The sequence below is a fragment of the Aquimonas sp. genome, assembly GCF_044377145.1.
Classification (GTDB): Bacteria; Pseudomonadota; Gammaproteobacteria; order Xanthomonadales; family Xanthomonadaceae; genus Aquimonas.
In genome coordinates, this window is record NZ_JBILJQ010000075.1 from 1 (window position 1) to 23,260 (window position 23,260).

Annotated in this window: 19 protein-coding genes and 1 pseudogene; 18 read left to right on the top strand and 2 right to left on the bottom strand. The window is 66.5% G+C overall.

Annotated features, from left to right (window positions below; genetic code table 11):
• The first annotated feature begins 210 nt into the window (after positions 1 to 210).
• From mraZ to lpxC, 15 genes and pseudogenes are all read left to right on the top strand, one after another.
• Positions 211 to 657: a division/cell wall cluster transcriptional repressor MraZ gene (gene mraZ / locus ACIQ7H_RS18240; protein WP_395794173.1), complete on the top strand. Its 447-nt coding sequence runs from the start codon at positions 211 to 213 to the stop codon at positions 655 to 657.
• Between the two features lie 16 nt (positions 658 to 673).
• A complete protein-coding gene (rsmH, locus tag ACIQ7H_RS18245) occupies positions 674 to 1,606 on the top strand; it encodes a 16S rRNA (cytosine(1402)-N(4))-methyltransferase RsmH (protein WP_395794175.1) in 933 nt (310 codons plus the stop codon).
• A gap of 2 nt (positions 1,607 to 1,608) precedes the next feature.
• Positions 1,609 to 1,872 (top strand): cell division protein FtsL, encoded by a 264-nt coding sequence (gene ftsL, locus ACIQ7H_RS18250; RefSeq protein WP_395794209.1) that lies wholly within the window; start codon positions 1,609 to 1,611, stop codon positions 1,870 to 1,872.
• Positions 1,869 to 3,644 (top strand): peptidoglycan D,D-transpeptidase FtsI family protein, encoded by a 1,776-nt coding sequence (locus ACIQ7H_RS18255; protein ID WP_395794177.1) that lies wholly within the window; start codon positions 1,869 to 1,871, stop codon positions 3,642 to 3,644. Before ftsL ends, ACIQ7H_RS18255 begins: the two co-directional genes overlap by 4 nt.
• The gene (locus ACIQ7H_RS18260) at positions 3,641 to 5,119 is read left to right on the top strand and encodes a UDP-N-acetylmuramoyl-L-alanyl-D-glutamate--2,6-diaminopimelate ligase (RefSeq protein WP_395794179.1); all 1,479 of its coding nucleotides are present in this window, start codon (positions 3,641 to 3,643) and stop codon (positions 5,117 to 5,119) included. The genes ACIQ7H_RS18255 and ACIQ7H_RS18260 overlap by 4 nt, the downstream gene beginning before the upstream one ends.
• Positions 5,116 to 6,489, top strand: a complete 1,374-nt coding sequence (murF, locus tag ACIQ7H_RS18265; RefSeq protein WP_395794181.1) for a UDP-N-acetylmuramoyl-tripeptide--D-alanyl-D-alanine ligase — start codon at positions 5,116 to 5,118, stop codon at positions 6,487 to 6,489. The genes ACIQ7H_RS18260 and murF overlap by 4 nt, the downstream gene beginning before the upstream one ends.
• On the top strand, positions 6,479 to 7,564 hold the full coding sequence (mraY, locus tag ACIQ7H_RS18270) for a phospho-N-acetylmuramoyl-pentapeptide-transferase (protein WP_395794183.1): 1,086 nt from the start codon (positions 6,479 to 6,481) through the stop codon (positions 7,562 to 7,564). Before murF ends, mraY begins: the two co-directional genes overlap by 11 nt.
• A complete protein-coding gene (gene ftsW / locus ACIQ7H_RS18275; protein WP_395794185.1) occupies positions 7,564 to 8,940 on the top strand; it encodes a putative lipid II flippase FtsW in 1,377 nt (458 codons plus the stop codon). The genes mraY and ftsW overlap by 1 nt, the downstream gene beginning before the upstream one ends.
• Positions 8,937 to 10,043, top strand: coding sequence for an undecaprenyldiphospho-muramoylpentapeptide beta-N-acetylglucosaminyltransferase (murG, locus tag ACIQ7H_RS18280; RefSeq protein ID WP_395794187.1), 1,107 nt, complete (start codon positions 8,937 to 8,939; stop codon positions 10,041 to 10,043). Before ftsW ends, murG begins: the two co-directional genes overlap by 4 nt.
• Complete coding sequence (gene murC / locus ACIQ7H_RS18285) at positions 10,040 to 11,482, top strand: UDP-N-acetylmuramate--L-alanine ligase (RefSeq protein WP_395794189.1); 1,443 nt, start codon at positions 10,040 to 10,042, stop codon at positions 11,480 to 11,482. The genes murG and murC overlap by 4 nt, the downstream gene beginning before the upstream one ends.
• Positions 11,479 to 12,444, top strand: a complete 966-nt coding sequence (locus ACIQ7H_RS18290) for a D-alanine--D-alanine ligase (RefSeq protein WP_395794191.1) — start codon at positions 11,479 to 11,481, stop codon at positions 12,442 to 12,444. Before murC ends, ACIQ7H_RS18290 begins: the two co-directional genes overlap by 4 nt.
• Positions 12,441 to 13,175 (top strand): cell division protein FtsQ/DivIB, encoded by a 735-nt coding sequence (locus ACIQ7H_RS18295; protein WP_395794193.1) that lies wholly within the window; start codon positions 12,441 to 12,443, stop codon positions 13,173 to 13,175. The genes ACIQ7H_RS18290 and ACIQ7H_RS18295 overlap by 4 nt, the downstream gene beginning before the upstream one ends.
• A complete protein-coding gene (gene ftsA / locus ACIQ7H_RS18300; RefSeq protein ID WP_395794195.1) occupies positions 13,172 to 14,407 on the top strand; it encodes a cell division protein FtsA in 1,236 nt (411 codons plus the stop codon). Before ACIQ7H_RS18295 ends, ftsA begins: the two co-directional genes overlap by 4 nt.
• Before the next feature lie 80 nt (positions 14,408 to 14,487).
• Positions 14,488 to 15,463 (top strand): annotated as a pseudogene (gene ftsZ, locus ACIQ7H_RS18305) (cell division protein FtsZ); the annotation flags it as partial.
• 384 nt (positions 15,464 to 15,847) lie between these two features.
• Positions 15,848 to 16,771: a UDP-3-O-acyl-N-acetylglucosamine deacetylase gene (lpxC, locus tag ACIQ7H_RS18310; protein WP_395794197.1), complete on the top strand. Its 924-nt coding sequence runs from the start codon at positions 15,848 to 15,850 to the stop codon at positions 16,769 to 16,771.
• Between the two features lie 63 nt (positions 16,772 to 16,834).
• Here the strand turns inward: lpxC and ACIQ7H_RS18315 are convergent, their stop codons facing one another.
• Positions 16,835 to 17,284 (bottom strand): DciA family protein, encoded by a 450-nt coding sequence (locus ACIQ7H_RS18315; protein WP_395794199.1) that lies wholly within the window; start codon positions 17,282 to 17,284, stop codon positions 16,835 to 16,837.
• A gap of 24 nt (positions 17,285 to 17,308) precedes the next feature.
• Here ACIQ7H_RS18315 and ACIQ7H_RS18320 point away from each other — a divergent pair, with 24 nt between their 5' ends.
• The 3 genes from ACIQ7H_RS18320 (at position 17,309) to ACIQ7H_RS18330 (ending at position 22,198) form a co-directional block, all read left to right on the top strand.
• Entirely contained in the window at positions 17,309 to 18,238 is a 930-nt protein-coding gene (locus tag ACIQ7H_RS18320) for a M23 family metallopeptidase (protein ID WP_395794201.1), read from the top strand.
• A 198-nt stretch (positions 18,239 to 18,436) separates the two neighbouring features.
• On the top strand, positions 18,437 to 21,163 hold the full coding sequence (secA, locus tag ACIQ7H_RS18325) for a preprotein translocase subunit SecA (RefSeq protein WP_395794203.1): 2,727 nt from the start codon (positions 18,437 to 18,439) through the stop codon (positions 21,161 to 21,163).
• Between the two features lie 60 nt (positions 21,164 to 21,223).
• Positions 21,224 to 22,198, top strand: coding sequence for a Nudix family hydrolase (locus tag ACIQ7H_RS18330; protein WP_395794205.1), 975 nt, complete (start codon positions 21,224 to 21,226; stop codon positions 22,196 to 22,198).
• A 168-nt stretch (positions 22,199 to 22,366) separates the two neighbouring features.
• Here the strand turns inward: ACIQ7H_RS18330 and ACIQ7H_RS18335 are convergent, their stop codons facing one another.
• Positions 22,367 to 23,032: an energy transducer TonB gene (locus tag ACIQ7H_RS18335; protein ID WP_395794207.1), complete on the bottom strand. Its 666-nt coding sequence runs from the start codon at positions 23,030 to 23,032 to the stop codon at positions 22,367 to 22,369.
• Positions 23,033 to 23,260 lie beyond the last annotated feature (228 nt).

A 23,260-nucleotide genomic window follows, 5' to 3' on the forward strand; every position in this document is an offset into this window, starting at 1 on the left:
CGCGTCACCTCACAGATCTTTTAGCTATGTGTGCTAAGCGTCTGTATTGACAGATGTTTGCCCGAAGCTCGTCAGAAGCTGTTCAGAAAACTTCAATACCAACAGTGGCTTAGCTGCACTTTTTGTCCGGATTTTTCTTGACACCCCCAAAGTGCCCGCCTAATGTGGGCTCCCGTAGAAAAAACGGGTTTTTCGTGGGGTTAAGTGGGAATGTTCCAGGGCGAGACCGCCATCACAATCGACGACAAAGGCCGGCTGGCGGTTCCTACCGCTTACCGCGATCTGGTCGTGCGTGAGTGCGCGAGTCGCCTGGTGGTCACCTACAACCCCTACGAGCAGGGCTGCCTGTGGCTGTACCCGGTTGCCGCCTGGGAACAGGTGCGCGATCAGGTCAATGCCCTGCCGAACGCGAAAAAGGTGCACCGCGCGCTGCAGCTGAAACTGGTGGGTGCGGCGACCTTCGTGGATGTCGATACGAACGGTCGCCTACTGCTGCCGGCCAGCCATCGCAACGCCGCGGGAATCGAGAAAAGGGCCGTCCTGCTGGGTATGGGCGGAAAATTCGAGCTTTGGAGCGAGCAGGCACATCTCGCGCAGATCCGTCAGACCATTGGGGAAGACGAGATCAGCGATGCCATGCTCGACCTGACGCTCTAGCCGGAGGGCACGGGCGATGCGCCAGTACGCGCAGCCGGCCGACCACATCCCGGTGTTGTTTGCGCAGGTCGTGGACGGCCTGCGGGTGGTCAGGGACGGCGTTTATCTGGACGGCACCTTCGGTCGCGGCGGGCATGCGCGCGGAGTGCTGGAGCAGTTGGGTCCGACCGGCCGGCTGCTGCTGATGGACAAGGATCCGCAGGCGATCGCCTGTGCCGAGCGTGACTTCGCGGGTGATCCGCGAGTGGCGATCCGGCGCGGCAGTTTTGCGGAGCTGGCGGAATGGCAGGCCACTGCGGCCGGGCTGGACGGCGTATTGCTCGATCTCGGGGTGTCCTCACCTCAGCTGGATCAGGCCGAACGCGGTTTCAGCTTCATGCAGGACGGTCCGCTCGACATGCGCATGGACCCCGACAGCGGGGAAAGCGCTGCTGCCTTCCTGGCGCGCGCGGGCGAAGCGGAGATCGCGGATGTGCTGTGGGCGTACGGAGAAGAGCGGATGAGCCGGCGCATTGCGCGGGTGATCGTCGCGCGCCGTGCCGAGCAGCCGCTGACGCGGACCGCGGAACTGGCTGACCTTATTGCAGGCTGTATCGGCCGGAGTGAACCCGGCAAGCATCCAGCCACGCGCAGCTTCCAGGCGCTGCGGATCTATCTGAACCGCGAACTGGACGACCTCGTAACAGGGCTGGCGGCCGCCTTCTCCCGGCTAAAACCGGGGGGGCGGCTTGCCATTATCAGCTTCCATTCGCTGGAGGACCGCGCGGTCAAGCAGTTCATGCTTGGTCATGCGCGGCCTGCACCGGGGAACCGCCGCCTGCCCATGCCTGAACCCTTCGTGCCGCGGCTGCGCCTGATTGGCGATGCGGTGCGCGCCGATTCGGCCGAACTGATCGACAACCCACGCGCGCGCAGCGCGGTGTTGCGCGTTGCGGAGCGGCTGGCATGAACCTGCGCGTACTGTTCGGTCTACCCCTGGTGCTGGCCCTGATCGGCACCGGCATCGCCGTGGTGCACTCGCGCCACCAGCACCGGCTGAACTTTATCGAGCTGAACCAGCTGGAGGCTGAGCGCGATGAGCTGAACATCGATTTCGGCCGCCTGCAGCTGGAGCAGGCGACTTGGGGTGAGACCTTCCGCATCGAGCGCGTGGCGCGCGAGCAGCTCGGAATGCGTTCGCCCGAGCCGACCGAGATTCGCGTGGTGCGCCAGTGAAGCCGCGTCGGCAAAACCCCAATCTGCGCCTGCGCCTGTACGTGCTGGCGGCGGTGCTGCTGGGCGGTAGTGCCCTGCTGGTGGCGCGCGCGGCCGAAATGCAGCTGCTGCGCAGCGAGTTCTACCAGCAGAAAGGCGAGAACCGCTTCCTGCGCGATATCCCGATCCCGACCTCGCGCGGCATGATCACCGACCGCAACGGTGAGCCGCTGGCGGTGTCTACACCGGTGGCTTCGATCTGGGCCAACCCGCCCGAGCTGCTGAAGACACCCGAGCGAATTCCTGAGCTGGCGGCAGCGCTGGGGCTGGATCCCGGCGTGCTTCGCCAGCGCATCGATGAGCGCGCCGAGCGCGAGTTTCTGTTTCTGCGCCGGCACATGAATCCGGACGACGCCGAGGTGGTGATGGCCTTGGGCATCCCGGGCGTCAACAGCCAGCGCGAGTTCCGTCGCTTCTATCCGACCGGCGATATCGCTGCGCATGTGCTGGGCTTCACCAATATCGACGATGTCGGCCAGGAAGGTCTGGAGCTGGCCTTCAACGACTGGCTGACCGGTGCGCCCGGCACCAAGCGGGTGATCCGCGACCGCAAGGGCCGCACCGTCGAAAATGTCGACTTGGTGCGCCCGGCCAAACCCGGCCGCGACCTTGCGCTGTCGATCGACCGCCGACTGCAGCATCTGTTGTACCGCGAGCTCAAGCGGGCGCTGGAGGAAAACCAGGCCGCCTCGGGCACGGCAGTGATCACCGACGTGGCCACCGGCGAAGTGCTGGCGATGGTCAACCTGCCGACCTACAACCCCAACACCCGCGAAGGCGCCGACCCGTCGAACCGGCGCAATCGCGCGGTGACCGATGTGTTCGAGCCTGGCTCGGTGATCAAGGTCTTCACTGTCGCCGCCGCGCTCGAAACGGGGCGCTACCAGCCGGAAACGCTGATTGAGACCAGCCCCGGCTACATGCCGCTGGCGCGGCACACGATTCGCGACATCCGCAACTTCGGCACCGTCGACCTGACCCGCCTGCTGACCAAATCGTCAAACATTGCGGCGGTCAAGTTGGCGCTGGACATGCCGAACGAACACCTGCATGACGTGCTGCGGCGGTTCGGCTTCGGCGAGCTCTCGGGCGCCGGGTTTCCGGGTGAATCGCCCGGCGTGCTGACCTCGCCGCGGCGCTGGGGCGTGTTGGAGAAGGCCACCATCTCCTACGGCTACGGCCTGTCCACCAACGCTCTGCAGATCGCCCTGGCCTATGCCGCGCTCGGCAACGGCGGGGTGATGATGCCGGCCACCTTCGTCCGCGGTGGCGCCGGGCAAGGTCGCTCGGTCATTGATCCGGACCTGGCTCGCACCCTGGTCGGGATGCTCGAAACCGTCACAGGTCCGGAAGGCAGCGCGACCCGCGCGCGCGTCTCCGGCTATCGGGTCGCCGGCAAGACCGGCACCTCGCGGCGCTCGATCGCTGGCGGCTACGAGAAGCGTTACGTCAGCCTGTTTGCTGGCCTGGTGCCGGTCAGCAACCCGCGCCTGTCGATGGTGGTGGTCATCAACGACCCTGACCCCGCGCAGCATTTCGGTGGCCTGGTCGCCGCGCCGGTGTTCGGCCGCGCGATGGCCGATGCGCTGCGCATTCTCGATGTACCGCCTGACGATGTGCAGCAGTGGTACGTGGCTGCACCCTTGACTCCCATGCCCGGCATCGACGGCGAACTGCCGCCCGAAGCTGAAGCCGCGGCTGCCCCACTGCCGGATTCGGGAGTGCCTGAATGAGCGCCGCGTTACCCACCTTGAGTCTGTCCGAACTGCTGCCCGAGCTCGACGACGTGCCGGTGCTTGAACTCAGCGGCCTGCGCCTGGACAGCCGAGCGATCGAACCCGGCGATGGCTTCGTTGCGCTGGCCGGTGCGCGCACACATGGCCTGCTGCATGCGGCCGAAGCGGTGCGTCGCGGCGCCGTGGTAGTGCTGGCCGAACCCTTCGATGCGCCACTGCCTGAACTGTCCGTGCCGATCCTGGTGTTGCCTGAGCTGCGCGCTCGTCTGCCGCAATTGGCTCTGAGCCTGTATGCCGCGCCAACCTTGGGGCTGGAGGTGGTCGGCGTCACCGGCACCAATGGCAAGACGTCGGTGGTGCAGCTGACCGCGCAGGCCCTGCAGCTGCAGGGTCGCGTTGCCGGCAGCATCGGCACCCTCGGTGCCGGCTTGAACGGTCGACTGGTGCCACAGGAGCGCACCACGCCCGACGTGCTCGAAGTGCATCGTCAACTGGCCGGCATGCGCCTGGCCGGCGCACAGACGGTGGCAATGGAGGTGTCCTCGCACGCGCTTGATCAGGGGCGCGTCGCCGGCCTGCAGTTCGATGTCGCGGTGTTCACCAACTTGAGCCGCGACCATCTCGACTACCACGGCAGCATGGCCGCCTACGCAGCCGCCAAGGCCAGCCTGTTCAGTTGGGACAGCCTGCGCGCGGCGGTGATCAACCTCGACGACCTGCAGGGTGGGCTGATCGCGGACGGCCTGCGTGAGCGCATCGATTGCATCGGCTTCAGCGCGCTGGGTTCAGACCGCGCCACCCTGCGTGCCGGCGACATCCAGCTCGACGCGGCCGGCCTGCACTTCCAGCTGCAGTACGGCGGCGCCTGTGCGCAGATCGATTCGCCCCTGCTGGGCAGGTTCAACATCGAGAATCTGCTGGCGGTGGCTGGCGTGCTGATGGCACTGGGCTGCGGCTTCGAACGCGTCGCCAGCCTGTTGCCCCGGCTGACCCCGATCCCCGGCCGGATGAACCGGATCGGCGGCGAGCGCGGCCAGCCGCTGGTGGTGGTCGACTATGCGCATACACCGGACGGCCTCGATCAGGCCCTGGCCAGCCTGCGCCAGCACACCTCCGGCCGGCTGCTGTGCGTGTTCGGCTGCGGTGGCGAGCGCGACCGCGGCAAGCGCCCGCAGATGGCCGCCGCGGCGCAGCGCCATTCGGACCGCATCTGGGTCACCGATGACAACCCGCGCGGCGAAGACGGGGAAGCCATCGTGGCTGACATTCTGGCTGGCTTTGGTCCCCTAGCCCGGGTCGAGATCGAACGTGACCGTGCCGCAGCGATCCGCGCGGCGCTGGCCGCAGCCGGCGCCGATGACACCGTGCTGATCGCCGGCAAAGGACACGAAACCTATCAGGACACAGGGCGTCAGCGCCTGGCCTTCGACGATTTGGCGGTGGCCTCCGCCTTGCTGGGGAAGCGCGCATGAGGCCGCTCAGTCTGGCCGAGGCCGTGCTGTTCAGTGGCGGCCGCCTGCATGGCGCTGGCAGCCAGCCGATCGTTCGCGTGCAGATCGACTCGCGCGCACTGAAGCCGGGCGATCTGTTCGTCTGTCTGCGCGGCGAACGCTTCGATGGCCACGATTTCGCAGCGGCAGCAGCCGGCGCCGGAGCGGCAGCCCTGCTGGTCGAGCGCGTGCTGCCGGTGGACCTGCCGCAGATCGTCTGCACCGACAGTCAGCGCGCGCTGGGCTTGCTCGCAGCCGGTGTTGCTGCGACCCGCTCCACCCGGGTGATCGGGATCACCGGCAGCAATGGCAAGACCTCGGTCAAGACCCTGCTGGCCGGCATCCTGGCCGGCGTCGGCGATGCCTACGCTACCCCGGGCAACTTCAACAACGAGGTCGGTCTGCCGCTGTCCCTGCTGGCGCAGCCCGAGGACGCAAGCTTCGGGGTGTACGAGATGGGCGCCGGGCAGCCGGGCGACATCGAGTGGCTGGCGCAACTGGCGCGGCCGCGCTATTCCTTGGTCAACAACATCGGTCCGGCGCATCTGGAGCGGCTGGGCTCGCTGTTGGGCATTGCCGAGGCCAAGGGCGCGATCTACGCGGCCCTGCCGGAAGACGGCGTGGCGGTGATCAATCAGGACGACGCCTTCGCCCCGCTGTTCACCCAGATCGCGGGCCGTCGCCGGGTGCTCGGCTTCGGCCTGGAGCACGCCGCGGCGGTCAGCGCTGCAGGCATCCAGAGCGACGCCAATGCCTCACGCTTCACCCTGCAGACTCCAGCCGGCGCAGTGACCGTGCGGCTGCCGCTGCCGGGCCGTCACAACGTCATGAATGCGCTCGCCGCTGCCGCACTCGCGCTGGCCGCAGGTGTCGATCTGGTCCACATCGCACAGGGTCTGGAGCGCGCCGAGGGCGTGCTCGGTCGGCTGACGGTGCGCAGCCATCGCAGCGGCGCGCAGATCATCGATGACAGCTACAACGCCAACCCCGGCTCGGTGGCTGCGGCGATCCACACGCTTGCCCAAGGCGGGGGCGAGGCTTGGCTGGTGCTGGGCGACATGCGTGAGCTGGGCGCACAGGCGCAGGAGCTGCATGCAGAGATCGGTCGCCTTGCGCGCGCGGCCGGCATCGCCCGCCTGTTCACGGTCGGTGCGCTGGCCGAAGCCGCAGCGACTGCGTTTGGTGAAGGTGCTGAACATTTCGCCACGCAGCCGGCGCTGGCAGACACGCTGCGCAGCCAGCTGCGGTCGGGCCTGCGGGTGCTGGTCAAGGGCTCGCGCGGCAGCCGCATGGAGCAGGTCGTGGCGGCGCTGTTCGATGGCGCCAACGGCGGAGGTGGCCATGCTGCTTGAACTGGCCCGCTGGCTGGACGACTACGCGCGCTTCTTCGCGGTCTTCAACTACCTGACTCTGCGCGCCATCCTGAGCGCGCTGACGGCGCTCGGCCTCTCGCTGTGGTTGGGGCCGGCCTTCATCCGTCGGCTGGCGGCATTGAAGTCCGGCGGCCAGCCGATCCGCAGCGATGGGCCCAGTTCGCACTTCTCCAAGGCCGGCACGCCGACCATGGGCGGCGCCCTGATCCTGTCGACGGTGGCGGCCAGCACTCTTCTGTGGGCGGATCTCGGCAACCGCTATATCTGGATCCTGCTCGGCGTGCTCGTCGCGTTCGGCTTCATCGGCTGGCTCGACGACTATCTGAAGATTGTCCGGCGTGATCCCAAAGGCCTGAAATCGCGCTGGAAGTACGCCCTGCAGTCTGTATTCGGCTTGATCGCCGCGATTGCGCTCTACGCCACCGCCGATGTCCCGGCAGCCACCGCCCTGCATATCCCGCTGGTCAAGGACTTCGCCCTGCCGCTGGGAATCGGCTTCGTGGTCGTCGCCTATTTTTGGATCGTCGGCTTCTCCAATGCGGTCAACCTGACCGACGGCCTCGACGGCCTGGCGATCATGCCGACCGTGCTGGTCGCTGCCGCGCTCGGTGTGTTCGCCTATGTGTCCGGCCATGCGGTGTTCTCGCAGTACTTGATGATCCCGCAGATTCCGGGCGCGGGCGAGCTGGTGATCCTGTGCGCCGCGATCGGTGGTGCGGGCCTCGGCTTCCTGTGGTTCAACACCTATCCGGCACAGGTATTCATGGGCGATATCGGCGCGCTGGCGCTGGGCGCGGTGCTGGGCACGCTGGCCGTGATCGTCCGCCAGGAGCTGGTGCTGGTGATCATGGGCGGCATCTTCGTGATCGAAACCCTGTCGGTGATGATCCAGGTCGCCAGCTTCAAACTGACCGGTCGACGGGTGTTTCGAATGGCTCCGATCCATCACCACTTCGAGCTCAAGGGCTGGCCCGAACCGCGCGTGATCGTCCGCTTCTGGATCATCACCGTGGTGCTGGTGCTGGTCGGGCTCGCTACCTTAAAGGTGCGCTGATGTTCGGCCTCTCGATTCCACAGGCGATGAAGCGCGAAGAGCTCGGCGGCGAGTTCGACCGCGTGCTGCTTGCAGTGGTGGTCGCGCTGGCCAGCATCGGCATCGTGATGGTCGCCTCCAGTTCGCTGGCGGTGGCCGAAGGGCATGATGTCGGCCCGTTCTTCTACCTGCAGCGGCATCTGATGTTTCTCGCCGTTGGCGCGGTCGGCGCGATGGTGATCGCGCGGATGGAGCTGCGCTACATCGAGCGCCACGGCAGCACCCTGCTGCTGCTGGCGGTCGTCCTGCTGGGCATGGTGCTGGTGCCCGGGCTGGGTCGGGAGGTCAATGGCGCGCGGCGCTGGCTGGAGTTCCGCTTCTTCGGTTTCCAGGCGGTGGAGGCGGTCAAACTGCTGCTGATCGTGTGGCTTTCGGCCTACATGGTGCGTTACCGCGATCAGCTGCAGGAGCGGCCCTGGGGCGTGCTCAAGCCGCTGGTGGTGATGTGTGCCCTGAGTGTGTTCCTGCTCGCCCAGCCCGACTTCGGCTCGACCGTACTGTTGTGTGCCATCACCTTCGGCATGCTGTGGCTGGGCGGGGCGCGGCTGAGCCATCTGCTGGCGCCGGCGGTGCTCGGTGTGGCCGGGCTGGCCGCACTGGCAATCTACGAGCCCTACCGGATGGCCCGTCTGGTCGGCTTCATCAATCCCTGGGCTGACCCGTTCGGCAGCGGCTATCAGCTGACCCATGCGCTGATCGCGGTCGGCCGCGGTGAGTTCGATGGTGTCGGGCTGGGCGGGTCGGTGCAGAAGCTGTTCTATCTGCCGGAAGCGCACACCGACTTCATCTTCGCCGTGATCGCCGAGGAAACCGGCTTCATCGGCGTGGTGGTGTTGATCGGCCTGTTCGTGCTGCTGGCCGGGCGAGCCTTCTGGCTGGGCATGCAGGCGACCGAAATGGGCCGCATGTTCGCCGCCAACTGTGCGTTTGGCGTCGGCCTGTGGATGAGCCTGCAGACCCTGGTATCGGTGGGCGTGAATCTGGGCCTGCTGCCGACCAAGGGCCTGACCCTGCCGCTGATCTCATCCGGCGGTTCCAGCGTGATGATGAGCTGCGCGGCGATCGGCCTGCTGCTGCGGGTCAGCTACGAGACCGAACGCGCGCGCCGGCAGTCGGGTCGTCTGCGCGGCGAAGATGTGCTGGAGCCCGCCGAGTTGCTGGGCCGCTCATTGGCTGCGCGCGATGCCCTGCAGGACGGCACGGGAGAGCGCGCGGCGACTGCAAAACCGATGTCGTCGCCGGTGTTCCGGCCCGGCCCGCTCAATAGCCGCGAGCCGGTGCGCACGCACGCACGTGACGGTGGCCGGATCGAGCCCAAGCTCGGAGCGTTGCCATGAACGCGCCGAAGCTTGTCGCAACTGCGGGCGCCACTGTCGCGCCGGTACTGATCCTTGCCGGCGGCACCGGTGGGCACATTTTTCCCGGTCTCGCCGTCGCCGGCGAACTCGCCGCGCGCGCGGTGCCGGTGGTTTGGCTGGGCGCCGAGGGCGCTATGGAAACCCGGCTGGTGCCGGCCGCCGGCATTCCGCTGCACACCCTGCGCGTGCGCGGTTTGCGCGGCGGCGGGCTTGGCCGTCGGCTGCTGGCGCCTCTGCAGCTGCTGCGCGCCGTGCTTGGCGCGGTCGGGCTGATTCACCGTCTGCGCCCGCGCAGCGTGATCAGCTTCGGTGGCTTCGCGGCTGCGCCGGGCGGCATCGCCGCGTGGCTGCTGCGGCGGCCGCTGATCGTGCACGAATCCAACCGCGCGCCGGGTCTGACGAATCGCCTGCTGGCTCGGCTGACTCCGCGCCTGCTGGTCGGCTTTCCCGACAGCTTCCCCGCGCGCCGCGAACTCGTCGTGGGCAATCCGGTGCGGCCGCAGATCGCCGAACTGCCAGCGCCGGAATTGCGCCTGCAGGGCCGCTCCGGTCTGCTGCGTCTGCTGGTGATCGGCGGCAGCCAAGGCGCGCGCGCGCTCAATCTGCATCTGCCTGCGGCGCTGAAGCGCAGCGGCCTGCGCTGCGAGATCCGCCACCAGACCGGCGTCGCCGCACTGCAGCCGACCACCGATGCCTATGCCGCGCTCGGCATCCAGGCTGAGCTCAATGCCTTCATCAGCGATATGCCAGGTGCCTACGCCTGGGCCGATCTGGTGGTGTGCCGCGCCGGGGCCTCGACCCTGGCCGAACTGTGCGCGGTCGGCCTGCCTGCCGTGCTGGTCCCGCTGCCGACCGCCGCTGACGATCACCAAAGCCGCAATGCCGACTATCTGGTCGAGAACCAGGCCGCGCTGAAGCTCGTCGAGGGTGACGACTTCGAGCTGCGACTGGCGGCCACCCTGAGCGAACTGGCGGCCGATCCCGCGCGCCGGCTGGCGATGGCGCTATGCGCCCGCGCGCTCGCCCGCGTCGACGCTGCTGCCCGCGTGGCTGGAATCTGCATGGAGGACATCAGCGCATGAGGCGCCTGTCAGAACACGGCGACATCGCCAGCGCGTTTTGCCGCGTCCACTTCGTCGGCGTCGGTGGCGTGGGCATGAGCGGCATCGCCGAGGTGCTGTGCACCCTCGGCTATACGGTGTCGGGCTCGGACCTCGCCGACGGCGCTGTCACTGCGCGTCTGCGCGAAAAAGGCGTGCGGGTCGACATCGGACATCGCCCGGCCAACGTCGCCGGCGCCGATGTGGTGGTGGTGTCGAGCGCCGTGCGCGCCGACAACCCCGAGCTGGTCGCCGCGCGCGCCGAGCGGATTCCGATTGTGCCGCGCGCCGAGATGCTGGCCGAGCTGATGCGCTTCCGTCGCGGCATCGCGATCGCCGGCACCCACGGCAAAACCACCACCACCAGCCTGACCGCCAGCGTGCTGTCGGAAGGCGCGCTCGACCCGACCTTCGTGATCGGCGGCAAGCTCCTTTCCGCCGGCGCCAATGCCGGGCTGGGGCAGGGCGACTGGCTGGTTGCAGAGGCCGATGAAAGCGATGGCAGCTTTCTGCGGCTGACCCCGCTGATCGCGGTGGTGACCAATATCGATGCCGACCACCTTGAGAATTACGGCGGCGACTTCAATCGCGTGCGCGCCGCCTTCCATGAGTTCCTGCATCGGCTGCCGTTCTACGGGCTGGCGGTGCTGTGCATCGACGACGCCGAAGTTCGCGCACTGGCCGAGGAAATGCCGCGCCACCTGGTCACCTATGGATTCGCCGAAGACGCCGATGTGCGCGCTACCGATGTCCGTCAGCACGGCGCGCAGATGCATTTCCAGCTGCACCTGCCCGGCATGCCTACGCAGGCGGCCACCCTGAACTTGCCCGGCCTGCACAATGTGCAGAACGCGATGGCCGCCGCCGCGGTGGGCTGGCAGCTCGGCGTCGAGCCCGACGCGATTGCACGCGCGCTCGAGAGCTTCCAGGGCGTGGGGCGCCGCTTCAATCGCCTGGGCGCGCTGCAACTGCGGCATGGCGAGGCCGAGCTGGTCGATGACTACGGCCACCATCCGCGCGAGCTGGCCGCAACCATTGCTGCGGCCCGCGGCGGCTGGCCCGAGCGGCGCCTGGTGCTGGCCTTTCAGCCGCACCGATACAGCCGCACCCGCGATCTGCTGGACGATTTCGCCGCCGTGTTGAGCGAGGTCGATGTGTTGCTGCTGACCGAGGTCTATCCAGCAGGTGAGGCGCCGATTCCCGGCGCCGATGCCCGCGCCCTCGCGCGCGCGATCCGGGCCCGCGGCCGCATCGATCCGGTGCTGGTCAACCACCCGCGTGATCTCGCCGCGACCTTGCCCGACCTGCTCCACGACGGCGATCTGCTGATCCTCTCCGGTGCCGGCGATATCGGTCGCAGCAGCCAGCACCTGGCCGCCAATGGCCTCGACCTTCACGGCCTCAAGGATGAGCCCGCATGACCACCACCCCACTCGACTCAAACCCGTTCGGTCGCGTCGCGGTCCTGCTCGGCGGCACGTCCAGCGAGCGCTCGGTGTCCCTGGACTCCGGTTGCAATGTGCTCGAAGCGCTGCTGCGCAGCGGCGTCGACGCGTTCGCCGTCGACGGCATCCCCGCTCTGCGTGCTCTGCTCCAGACCGGCAGCGTCGACCGCGTGTTCAACATCCTGCACGGCCATCACGGCGGCGGCGAGGACGGAATCGTGCAGGGCCTGCTCCAAGCCTATGGCGTGCCCTATACCGGCTCCGATGTGCTGGGCTCAGCGCTGTCGATGGACAAGATCCGAAGCAAGCAGGTCTGGCTGGCGCTGGGTCTGCCGACCCCGCGCTATGCGCGCCTGTCGAAGGGCGACGACGTGCATGCTGCCGCGCGCAGCCTGGGCCTGCCGATGATCGTCAAGCCGGCCTGCGAGGGCAGTAGCGTTGGCGTCAGCCGCGTTTTCGACGAGTCCGACCTCGACCAAGCGATCGCGCTGGCAGCGCGCTATCCGGGCGAGCTGCTGATGGAGCAACTGATCGAAGGCGGCGAGTTCACCGTTGGCATCCTCGACGGGCGCGCGCTGCCGAGCATCCAGATCGTCCCCAAGGGCGCCTGGTACGACTTCGACGCCAAGTACGTGTCGGACGAGACTCAATACCTGTGTCCTGGCCTGCGTGGCGATGAAGAAGTCGCACTCGGCGCACTCGCGCTGGCGGCGTTCGTTGCGCTGGGCTGTCGTGGTTGGGGCCGGGTCGATGTGATGCGCGATCGGCAGGGCCGCAACTGGCTGCTGGAAGTGAATACCGCGCCGGGTATGACCAGCCATTCGCTGGTGCCCAAGGCGGCCGGCCAGTCCGGCATCGGTTTCGATGCGCTGTGCCTGCAGATCCTCGCCCAGACGCTTGCCCACACCCCGTCCGCGGGAGGGCATGCCCCCGCATGAACGCACTGGTCCGTCTTCTCGCCTGGCTGTTCGCACTCGCGGTAGTGATCCTGCCGGTGGTTGCGGTGCTGAACGGCTGGTTCGCCTCCGAACGCTGGCCGCTGACCCAACTGCGGGTGTCGGCCGAGTTCCAGCGCGTCAGTGCGGAGCAGGTGCAGGCGGCCGCTCGGCCGCACCTGGGCAGCGGATTCTTCGCGGTCGATCTGGCCGAAGTGCACGCGAGCCTGGCCGCGCTGCCCTGGGTCGAGCGGGTGGTGGTGCGCAAGCAGTGGCCCGATACGCTGGAAATCCTGATTACCGAGCATCGCGCCATCGCGCGCTGGGGCGAGGGTCGGTTGCTGGCCGAAACCGGAGTGCTGTTCGAGGTGCCCGGTATCGACGGCCTGCAGGGCCTGCCGCAGTTCGAAGGGCCGGAGGCACACACACAGCAGCTGATGGACATGTACCGCCAGAGCCAGGGGCTGCTGGCCGGCCTGCCAAAGCGCATCGAGTGGATCCAGCTGAGCCCGCGCGGCAGCTGGTCAATGGGCTTGAACGACGGCGCCGAACTGATGTTGGGCCGGATCGAGCCGCTGCCTCGACTGCAGCGGCTGGTTGCCGCCCTGCCCGAATTGCTGCGCGCGGAAGCGCGTCCCCTGCTGCGCGCGGATCTGCGCTACGCCAATGGCTTTGCCCTGCGGTGGGCCGCACCGGACACCGACAACACCGCCGCACCGAGACAACAGATATGAATCGCAAAGGTGACAAGGCCCTCATCGTCGGACTCGACATCGGCACCTCGAAGGTGGTCGCCCTGGTGGGCGAATACACCCCCGGTGAACCAATCGAGGTGATCGGAATCGGCACCCACAGCTCGACCGGGTTGCGCCGTGGCGTGGTGGTCGATATCGAGTCGACGGTGAATTCGATCCAGCGCGCGATCGAAGAAGCCGAGGTGATGGCCGGCTGCGAGATCCGCTCGGTCTACGCGTCGATCTCCGGCAGCCACACCCAGTGCAAGAACTCGCCCGGGATCGTGCCGATCAAGGACGGCGAGGTCAGCTACGGCGACATGGAGCGGGTGCTCGAAGCTGCCAAGGCGGTGGCGATTCCGTCGGATCAGAAGATCCTGCACGCGATCCCGCAGGAGTACATCGTCGATAACTCGCAGGAAGGCATCCGCCATCCGGTAGGCATGTCCGGCGTGCGCCTGGAGGTGCGGGCGCATCTGGTGGTGGGTGCGCAGTCGGCGGCGCAGAACATCAGCAAGTGCGTGCAGCGCTGCGGCCTGCAGGTCGATGACCTGATTCTGTCGGGCCTGGCCTCGGCGCAATCGGTGTTGACCAACGACGAGAAAGAACTCGGCGTGGCCCTGGTCGACATTGGCGCCGGCACCACCGATATTGCGGTGTTCGCCCAAGGCGCGATCCGCCACACGGCCTCATTGCCGATCGCCGGAGACCAGGTCACCAGCGACATCGCGCACCTGCTGCGCACACCGACGCCACACGCCGAGGAGATCAAGGTCCGCTACGCCTGTGCACTGGCCCAGCTGGCCACGGCCGAGGAGAGCATCCAGGTGCCGAGCGTAGGTGATCGACCGCCGCGCCGACTGGCCCGTCAGGCCTTGGCCGAGGCGGTGCAGAACCGCTACGAGGAGATCTTCGAGATGGTCCAGGCCGAGCTGCGTCGCTCCGGCTTCGAAGAGCTGATCCGCGCCGGCCTGGTGCTGACCGGCGGCGCCTCGCGGATGGAAGGCGTGGCCGAGCTGGCCGAGGAAATGCTGCACATGCCGGTACGTATCGGCATTCCGCAATACGTCGGTGGTCTGGGCGAAGTGGTCGGCAATCCGGTGCATGCCACTGGCGTCGGCCTGCTGCTGTTCGGCAGCCATCAGGAACACCCGCGGCGCCCGACGGTGGTGCCAGGCAAGGTCGGCAGCGCCTTCGGGCGGCTGCGCAACTGGTTTCGCGGCGAGTTCTAGGGGCTTTGCCGCGGGACGCGGCGGGGCGAATGAATCAGGGGTTTGCAGCAACACGTGTTTCAAGGAACGGAGGAGACGACATGTTTGAACTGGTGGAGCGGACTGCACCCAATGCAGTCATCAAGGTCATCGGGGTGGGCGGCGGCGGCGGCAACGCGGTCGCGCACATGGTCAATTCAGCCCTCGACGGCGTCGAGTTCATCTGCGCCAACACCGACGCACAGGCGATCCGGGGCACCGGCGCCAAACACATCCTGCAGCTCGGCTCCGGCGTCACCAAGGGCCTGGGTGCAGGCGCCAACCCGGAAGTCGGCCGTCAGGCCGCACTTGAGGATCGCGAGCGGATTGTCGAGGCCATCACCGGCGCCGATATGGTGTTCATCACCGCCGGCATGGGCGGCGGCACCGGCACCGGCGCTGCGCCGGTAATCGCGCAACTGGCGAAGGAGATGGGCATCCTGACCGTTGCGGTGGTGACCAAGCCGTTCCCGTTCGAGGGTCGCCGGCGCATGCAGGTGGCGCTGAAGGGGATCGAGGAGCTGTCGAGCCACTGCGACTCGCTGATCACCATTCCCAACGAGAAGCTGATCACCGTGCTGGGCCGTGACGCCACCATGGTGCATGCCTTCCGCGCCGCCAACGACGTACTCCAGGGCGCGGTGCAGGGCATTGCCGATCTGATCGTTCGTCCAGGCTTGATCAATGTCGACTTCGCCGACGTGCGCACGGTGATGAGCGAGATGGGCATGGCGATGATGGGTTCGGGCTCGGCCCGCGGCGAGGAGCGCGCCATGGAAGCGGCCGAGAAGGCAATCAGCAATCCGCTGCTGGACGACGTCAATCTGTCCGGCGCCTGCGGCATCCTGGTCAACATCACCGCAGGACCGGACTTCACGATGCGCGAGTTCGACGAAGTCGGCCGCACCATCGAGGAGTTTGCCTCCGAAGACGCGACCGTGGTGATCGGCACCGTGCTGGATCCGGACATGCAGGACGAAGTCCGGGTCACCGTGGTCGCCACAGGGCTGAACCGCGGCGTTTCGGCTCGCACCCAGCCGCGCAGCGAAAAGATCGAGAAGGTCGAAACCCCGCGTCTGCGCCCGGTCGCAGGCCTGCGCGATGCGACCACCGGCATGATGGTCGAGCCGATGGCTGCACCGGCGGGACGCGGTCGGGGCCAGCCGGAGGGCAAGGTCGCAACGGCGGATTTGCCGGTCGACTACCTCGATATTCCAGCCTTCCTGCGCCGTCAGGCCGACTGAATCTTCGATGCAGCGTGTCCGCAGCCCGACCGTTCCCGGGCTGCGGGCGCGTCTGGGTCGCTGTCGCGAAAATGCAACGTGATGTCGGTTTTCCCCGACTGTTGCGCTTGCGTGACAGAGTCGCTGTGCTATCCTCCGGCAGGTTTTTCACGCGCTCCGTCCGGGAGATCGCACACGCATGATCAGACAACGCACGCTCCGCAATGCCATCCGTGCCACCGGCGTCGGCATCCATTCTGGCGAGAAGGTCTTCATGACTCTGCGCCCCGCCGCGGTCAATACGGGCATCGTGTTCATCCGCACGGATCTGCCCGAAGCGGCCCCGGTCAAGGCATGCGCACATTGCGTTGGCGATACCAGCATGGCCAGTACGCTGGTCAACAAGGACGGCGTCAAGGTTTCCACGGTCGAGCACCTGCTGTCGGCGCTGGCCGGCTTGGGCATCGACAACTGCTACATCGATCTTTCGTCGGCCGAAGTGCCGATCATGGACGGCTCGGCCGGCCCCTTCGTATTTCTGGTGCAGAGCGCCGGCATCGAAGAACAGAACGCCGCCAAGAAGTTCATCCGCATCAAGAAGACGGTCACCGTCAAGGACGGCGACAAATGGGCCCGCTTCGAGCCCTTTGAGGGCTTCAAGGTCGGCTTCACCATCGACTTCAAGCATCCGGTGTTTGCGCGCGGAACCTCCAGCGCCGAGATCGACTTCTCGACGACCTCATTCGTCAAGGAAGTCAGCCGCGCGCGCACCTTCGGCTTCATGAAAGACATCGAGATGCTGCGCGAGCGCAACTTGGTGCTCGGTGGCTCGATGGACAACGCCATCGTGCTGGACGACTACCGCGTCCTCAACGAAGACGGCCTCCGCTACGAGGACGAATTCGTCAAGCACAAGATTCTCGACGCCATCGGTGACCTCTATCTGCTGGGTCACAGCCTGATCGGCGCCTTCTACGGTTACAAATCGGGCCACGCGCTGAACAATCAGCTGCTGCGCACGATGCTCGCCGACCGCAGCGCCTGGGAAGAAGTCACCTTCGAGAACGAGGCCACCGCCCCGATCTCCTACGCGCACCCGGCTCACGCCCACGCGGCTGTTTAACCAAACCGAGTTATTGGGCTGCCAATTTGGCGGCCCGGGGCTTTGCCCTCGTTGAAAGCAGCATCAGGAAGTTGGATCGGCCATGGAGGCCAAAGCCAGCAGTTGCTGGCGGAGTTCGGGATCGGTCGCCTGGATGGCGGCTTCCCGCAACGCTGCTGCAGCCGCTGGAGACAATGGTGAGTGCGATGCCTGCTCCGGGGGAACGGTCAGCATCGGCGCCACTTTCACGGTGAGCTCGCGAGCTTGAATTCCGGCTTCGGCGGCCGCGGTCAGCAACACGTCCGCGTACAGCCTTAGCTTCGACTTCCAGATCGGCGAGGTGACCAGAAAGACAAGCCTGCCGTCGCGCACGTTGGCCAACCTGCATTGGCTGGCTGCGGGTTCGGGTAGGGACTGACGCAGACGTCTATCGAGCGTGTCCAAGGCACGGGCCCGCTCGATAACGCCATCAAGGGTAGAACCGGCCTTCGCTGTGAGCAGCGACTGGAAGGTGCTCTTTTGAAAAGTCTGCATGGGCGAACGCGTGACCGGAGTTCCATGAACGTCATCATCGTAGCGAGTTTCCTGAAGGCGCCGCGCAAGTTGAACTTGCGTGATCCGCGCCTCATCGGCGGCAGCCTTGCCGCCTTGGCCCTTCTGGTGGGCAGTGGTGTTGGCCTAGGCTGGGCCTTGCGCTCCAGCGAAAGTGTCGCCATGCACCAACTCGAAAGCTTGGACGCCGAGCTGGCTGCGCAGCGTGAAACGCTGACAGAGGCGCGGCTTGAGGCCGAAGAAGAATTGAACGCCATGGCTGCGCGCCTGGGCCAGCTGCAGGCCCACGCCAACCGATTGAACGCCCTCGGCGAGCGCCTGACCCAGGTCGGTCGGCTTGAGGATGGTGAATTCGATTTCTCCGAGCCACCGGCGCTGGGCGGCCCGGAAGACATGAGCGCCGTCTCCAACCGCAGCAAGCAGGAGCTGGTGGATTCGCTCGAACAGCTGGCGGCGCAGATGGCCGCTCAGGGCGATCAGCTTGCCGTGCTTGAAAGCCTGCTGCTTGACCGCGAACTGGAGCAGTCGATGCTGCCCACTGGCAGTCCCGTGCGGTCCGGCTACGCCTCCTCGACCTACGGCAACCGCATCGATCCCTTCACCGGCCGTACCCACTTCCATTCGGGGGTCGACTTCAACGGTCCCCGCGGCACCGACATTCTCAGCGTCGCTGACGGTGTGGTCGCGTTCTCGGGGCGCCACCCGGGCTACGGCAACATGGTCGATATCGACCACGGCAATGGCTACGTGACCCGCTACGCGCACAATCAGGAAAATCTGGTGCAGGAAGGCGACCGCGTCCGCGCCGGCTCATTGATTGCGAAGATGGGTTCGACCGGCCGCGCCACCGGTTCGCATGTGCACATCGAAGTGATCCACAACGGCCGCACCGTCAACCCGCATCCGTTCCTGCGCGAGGCTCGCCAGCGCGGCTGAGGATTCATCCGTGCCCGCAGTCTCCGGCCGCACTTGATTCGCGGCCGGGTGACCCACAGGTTAGAATGCTTGGCGCGGTGCGCCGAGCGCGCCCAAAAGGCCGCCACCACGCGGCCTTTTTCGTTGCTGCGTTCACCGGCGCTCGTTCGAGCTCTTTCACTTCTACCCGGTGGCCCGCCACCGATCCCGGAATTCGCCATGTTCAACGCCCTTCTGACCCGCATCTTTGGCAGCCGCAACGAGCGCCAGGTGCGGCAGTTCTCCAAGTCCGTGTCGCGCATCAGTGTCTTGGAGCCTGCCATGCAGGCGCTCAGCGATGCTGAGCTGCAGGCCAAAACCGCCGAATTTCGTGAGCGTCTGGGCAAGGGAGAGACCACTCAACAACTGCTGCCCGAAGCGTTCGCGGTGATGCGCGAGGCGTCGCACCGCGTCCTGGGCATGCGCCACTACGACGTGCAGATGATCGGCGGCATGGTGCTGCATTCGGGCCGCATTGCCGAAATGCGCACCGGTGAGGGCAAAACGCTGGTCGCGACTCTGGCGGTGTACTTGAATGCGCTGGAAGGCAAGGGCGTTCACGTGGTGACCGTCAACGACTATCTGGCCAAGCGCGACGCAGCCTGGATGGGGCGCGTCTACAACTGGCTGGGGCTGTCGGTCGGTGTGGTCTATCCGGGCATGCCGCATGGCGACAAGAAGGCCGCCTACGCTGCCGACATCACCTACGGCACCAACAACGAATACGGCTTCGACTATCTGCGCGACAACATGGCGCTGCGCAGCGAAGATCGCTTCCAGCGTGGCCTGCACTACGCGATCGTTGACGAGGTCGACTCGATCCTGATCGACGAAGCGCGTACGCCGCTGATCATTTCCGGCCCGGCCGACGATTCACCCGAGTTGTATATCCGCGTCAACAAGATCGTTCCGCGGCTGATCCGCCAGGGCGACGAGAAGGGCGATGGCGACTACTGGGTGGACGAGAAAGGCAAGCAGGTGCACCTGTCGGAAGCCGGCATGGAACACGCCGAGCAGCTGCTGCGCGAGGCCGGCATTCTCAAGGGTGATGAGGACCTCTACGCTGCGCACAATCTTGCGGTGGTGCACCATCTGAACGCTGCGGTGCGCGCGCATGCGCTGTTCCAGCGCGATGTCGACTACATCGTGCGCGACGGCGAGGTCATCATTGTCGACGAGTTCACTGGACGTACACTGCAGGGGCGCCGCTGGTCCGATGGCCTGCATCAGGCGGTCGAGGCCAAGGAGGGCGTGCCGATCCAGCGCGAGAACCAGACGCTGGCATCGATCACCTTCCAGAACTACTTCCGCATGTACAAGAAGCTGTCCGGCATGACCGGTACGGCTGACACCGAAGCCTACGAGTTCCAGAGCATCTACGGGCTGGAAGTGACCGTGATCCCGACCCATCGGGCGATGGTGCGCAAGGACATGTCCGACCTGGTGTTCCTGAAGAAGGAGGCCAAGTACCGGGCGATCGTCGAGGACATCCGTGCCTCCAACGAGCGCGGCCAGCCGGTACTGGTCGGCACCACTTCGATCGAGACCTCTGAGCTGCTGGCCGGCCTGCTGCAGAAGGGCAAGGTTCCGCACGAGGTGCTGAACGCCAAGCAGCACGAGCGCGAGGCTCATATCGTCGCCCAGGCCGGGCGTCTGGGTGCAGTCACCATCGCCACCAACATGGCCGGACGCGGTACTGACATTGTGCTCGGCGGATCGCTTGAAGCCGATCTCGCTGCACTTGGCGAGCAGGCGACCGAAGCCGACCGTGAGCGCGTGCGCGCCGAATGGCAGCAGCGTCATGATGCGGTGCTGGCCGCTGGTGGCCTTCACATCATCGGCACCGAGCGGCATGAGTCACGACGCATCGACAATCAGCTGCGCGGGCGTTCCGGGCGCCAAGGTGATCCGGGTTCGTCGCGATTCTTCCTGTCGCTGGAAGACAATCTGATGCGCATCTTCGCCGCCGACTGGGTGCAGAAGGCGATGGCCTTCCTCGGCATGAAGGACGACGATGCGATCGAAGACCGCTTGGTCAGCCGTCAGATCGAGAAGGCCCAGCGCAAGGTCGAAGCGCACAACTTCGACATGCGCAAGAACCTGCTCGACTTCGACGACGTCAACAATGATCAGCGCAAGGTCATCTACGAACAGCGCAACGAGTTGCTCGACACCGAGCATGTGCATGAAACCGTCGCCAATATCCGCGCTGACGTGTTCACCGAAGTCACCCAGCAGCACGTGCCTGTCAACTCGGTTGACCGCCAGTGGGACGTGCAGGGGCTTGAGAAAGTGCTGGCGGCCGACTTTGGCCTGCAGCTGGACCTGCAGAAGCTCGTCACCGAAGCCGAAGAGCTGACCGCCGAAGACATCGCCAACCACGTGGCCGAAGCCGGTGATCGCCTGTTCCGCGAGAAGGAGGCCCAGGTTGGCAGCGAGCTGATGCGTGCGCTGGAGAAGCACGTGATGCTGACCGTACTCGACAGCAGCTGGAAGGAGCATCTGGCGCGCATGGATTACCTGCGTCAGGGCATCCATTTGCGCGGCTATGCGCAGAAGCAGCCGAAACAGGAGTACAAGCGGGAAGCGTTTGAACTGTTCTCCGAGATGCTCGAAAAGGTCAAGCGCGAAGTCACCACCATGCTGGCGCGCGTGCGCATCCGCTCGGACGACGAAATCGAGCAGCTCGAAGCCGAGGAGCGCCGGCGCGCCGAGGCAGAAGCCAAGCGCATGCAGTTCCAGCACGAAAGTGCCGGTGGCTACAGTGCGGACGAAGAAGCTGCGCAGGTGCAGCAGGCCGTGGCCGGGCAAGCGCCTGTGCGCGTGGAAGCCAAGGTTGGCCGCAACGATCCCTGCCCCTGCGGTTCGGGCAAGAAGTACAAGCATTGCCACGGTCAGATCGCCTGATCGAGGCCGGCAGAACGATCACACGGGGCCGCGGATGACGCGGCCTCGTCGTATCCGCTGATGCAGATCCTCGACGCCGAGGTCGACCCGGTGCTGCACGTCGTGGCCGGCGTGCTGGTGGGCGACGACGGCCGTGTGCTGCTGGCGCAGCGACTGCCTGGCCGCCAGCACGCCGGCCTGTGGGAGTTTCCAGGCGGCAAGCTTGAGCCTGGAGAAACGCCCCGGACGGCGCTGCGGCGGGAGCTTCACGAAGAGCTCGGCATCGATATCGGCGCAAGCGCCGAACTGATCCGCGTGCCGCAGGCGCAGCCCGGACGCACTCTGTGGCTGGATGTTCTGCAGGTGACGCAGTGGCAGGGCAGGCTGCGCGGGCGCGAGGGTCAGGCCTTGAACTGGCAGCCGCTGGCAACGATTGATCCACTGCAGATGCCGCCTGCCGATCGCCCGGCGCTGGCGCTGCTGCGTGAGCCGCATACCTACTGGATCACACCGCCGCAGATCGACAGCGTTGCTGAGCTTGAGCGTCTGTTGCGATGCGCGGCCGCGGGCGGGGCGCAACGTCTGCAGCTGCGTCTGCCTGGCCTCGCGCTGGCGCAGCTGCAGCCGCTGGCCGAGCGCGCCACCCGCTTCTGTACTGATGCGGCAATCGAGCTGCTGCTGAACGTACGCGACCGTCCCACGCTGGCCTTGTCGGCTGCGCTGGGTATCGGAGCGCAGTTGGCGCAGCCATTCTTGCTGAGCCTGCAGAGCCGGCCCGAAAGGCTGAGCCGGGTTGGCGCCTCCTGCCATGACCGCGATTCGCTGCAGCATGCCGAGCGCATCGGCTGCGATTTCTGCTTACTGTCGCCCGTGCAGCGGACGATGACCCATCCCGACGCCAACGCGCTCGGATGGAGCGGTTTCGCTGCGCTGCGCGCGCACACCGCACTGCCTGTCTACGCCATGGGAGGGCTGGGCCCGGTCGATCTGAGCTCCGCTTGGCGGATGGGTGCGCACGGTGTGGCTGGAATCCGTGGATTCTGGTCGACGGATTGAGAGCTTGAACATGCGGTTTGCTTGATTGAGCGTCGCGCCGGCCGCCGCATGCCGACGGATGCAAGCCGCTTGCGGCTGCGGGGCAGGAAACGCTTGTTTGCACGACCGTCCACCCGGGCTCGGGTGCAGGCACCGCCGATGTCGGCGCCTGCGCCCGAGCTGCGTGCTTCAAGAGCGGCCGGGCAGGGTGAAGGCCACCGGCACCTGGGCGATCGCTGCCACCGCGCGGCCCTCACGCTGCGCGGGTTTGAAGCGCAGCTTGCGCATCGCGTATTCCACCGCCGCGCGGTCGAGGATGCGGTGTCCACTGCTGCGCTCGACGGCGGCGTGGGTGGGCACGCCATCGGAATCCACATGGATACGCAGCAGTACCGTGCCCTGCTGGTTGGCGCGCACTGCGGGCGAGGGATAGCGCGGCGGCGGCGGCATCTGCGCGTACTCGAGCTGGCTCGGTTCGGCCGGCGGGCTGGGTCGCGCTGGTTCAGCGACCGCAAGCTCGACCGGGGCCGTCTGCACTTCGATGGGCGCCGCGACCGGCTCCGACCACGCTGCCTCGATCTGCAGTGGCGGCGGAGGGGCAGGTGGCGAGGGAGTCACCACCGTTTGCGGACGCTCCGGCGGCCGCGGTGTCGGTGGTACCGGCTGCACTTCGACCGGCTTGTCGGGCAGGATCCACTCAGCAATGAAGGGCGATTCCATTGCCAGCGGCGCTTCCACCTCGCCGGCGCCACCCAACAGCAGCAGTGCCGCGGCCAGATGCAGGCTGATCGCCCCGGCCATGCCGATGCTGCGCACCGGGCTGAACTCTTCACTCGTCTTCTGAATCGTGTGCACGTGTGCGCTCCTGCTGGCAGACCGTGACGGTCGATGCCTAGAACGCGGCACGCATGGAATCGGGGTTGCAGGCCGCTTGAAAACCGGGGGTGTCGAATTCAACGTATGCGTCCGCCCAAGCCACCTACCGCTTCCCCACTCGCCGTGCTGAGCCTCAGTTGCAGATCGGCGCCCAGCCCTCGATCGGCAGCAAGCTGTCGATGTCGCGGTTGCGCGTGGTCGGCAGTC

Bases quoted from the DNA above. Each gene is read 5' to 3' on its own strand.
- ACIQ7H_RS18260 (WP_395794179.1), top strand. From the start codon at position 3,641: ATGAGCGCCGCGTTACCCACCTTGAGTCTGTCCGAACTGCTGCCCGAG.
- secA (WP_395794203.1), top strand. From the start codon at position 18,437: ATGTTCAACGCCCTTCTGACCCGCATCTTTGGCAGCCGCAACGAGCGC.
- ftsW (WP_395794185.1), top strand. From the start codon at position 7,564: ATGTTCGGCCTCTCGATTCCACAGGCGATGAAGCGCGAAGAGCTCGGC.
- mraZ (WP_395794173.1), top strand. From the start codon at position 211: ATGTTCCAGGGCGAGACCGCCATCACAATCGACGACAAAGGCCGGCTG.
- ACIQ7H_RS18295 (WP_395794193.1), top strand. From the start codon at position 12,441: ATGAACGCACTGGTCCGTCTTCTCGCCTGGCTGTTCGCACTCGCGGTA.
- murG (WP_395794187.1), top strand. From the start codon at position 8,937: ATGAACGCGCCGAAGCTTGTCGCAACTGCGGGCGCCACTGTCGCGCCG.
- ACIQ7H_RS18320 (WP_395794201.1), top strand. From the start codon at position 17,309: ATGAACGTCATCATCGTAGCGAGTTTCCTGAAGGCGCCGCGCAAGTTG.
- rsmH (WP_395794175.1), top strand. From the start codon at position 674: ATGCGCCAGTACGCGCAGCCGGCCGACCACATCCCGGTGTTGTTTGCG.
- murF (WP_395794181.1), top strand. From the start codon at position 5,116: ATGAGGCCGCTCAGTCTGGCCGAGGCCGTGCTGTTCAGTGGCGGCCGC.
- ACIQ7H_RS18330 (WP_395794205.1), top strand. From the start codon at position 21,224: ATGCAGATCCTCGACGCCGAGGTCGACCCGGTGCTGCACGTCGTGGCC.
- murC (WP_395794189.1), top strand. From the start codon at position 10,040: ATGAGGCGCCTGTCAGAACACGGCGACATCGCCAGCGCGTTTTGCCGC.
- mraY (WP_395794183.1), top strand. From the start codon at position 6,479: ATGCTGCTTGAACTGGCCCGCTGGCTGGACGACTACGCGCGCTTCTTC.
- ftsA (WP_395794195.1), top strand. From the start codon at position 13,172: ATGAATCGCAAAGGTGACAAGGCCCTCATCGTCGGACTCGACATCGGC.
- ACIQ7H_RS18290 (WP_395794191.1), top strand. From the start codon at position 11,479: ATGACCACCACCCCACTCGACTCAAACCCGTTCGGTCGCGTCGCGGTC.
- lpxC (WP_395794197.1), top strand. From the start codon at position 15,848: ATGATCAGACAACGCACGCTCCGCAATGCCATCCGTGCCACCGGCGTC.
- ACIQ7H_RS18315 (WP_395794199.1), bottom strand. From the start codon at position 17,284: ATGCAGACTTTTCAAAAGAGCACCTTCCAGTCGCTGCTCACAGCGAAG.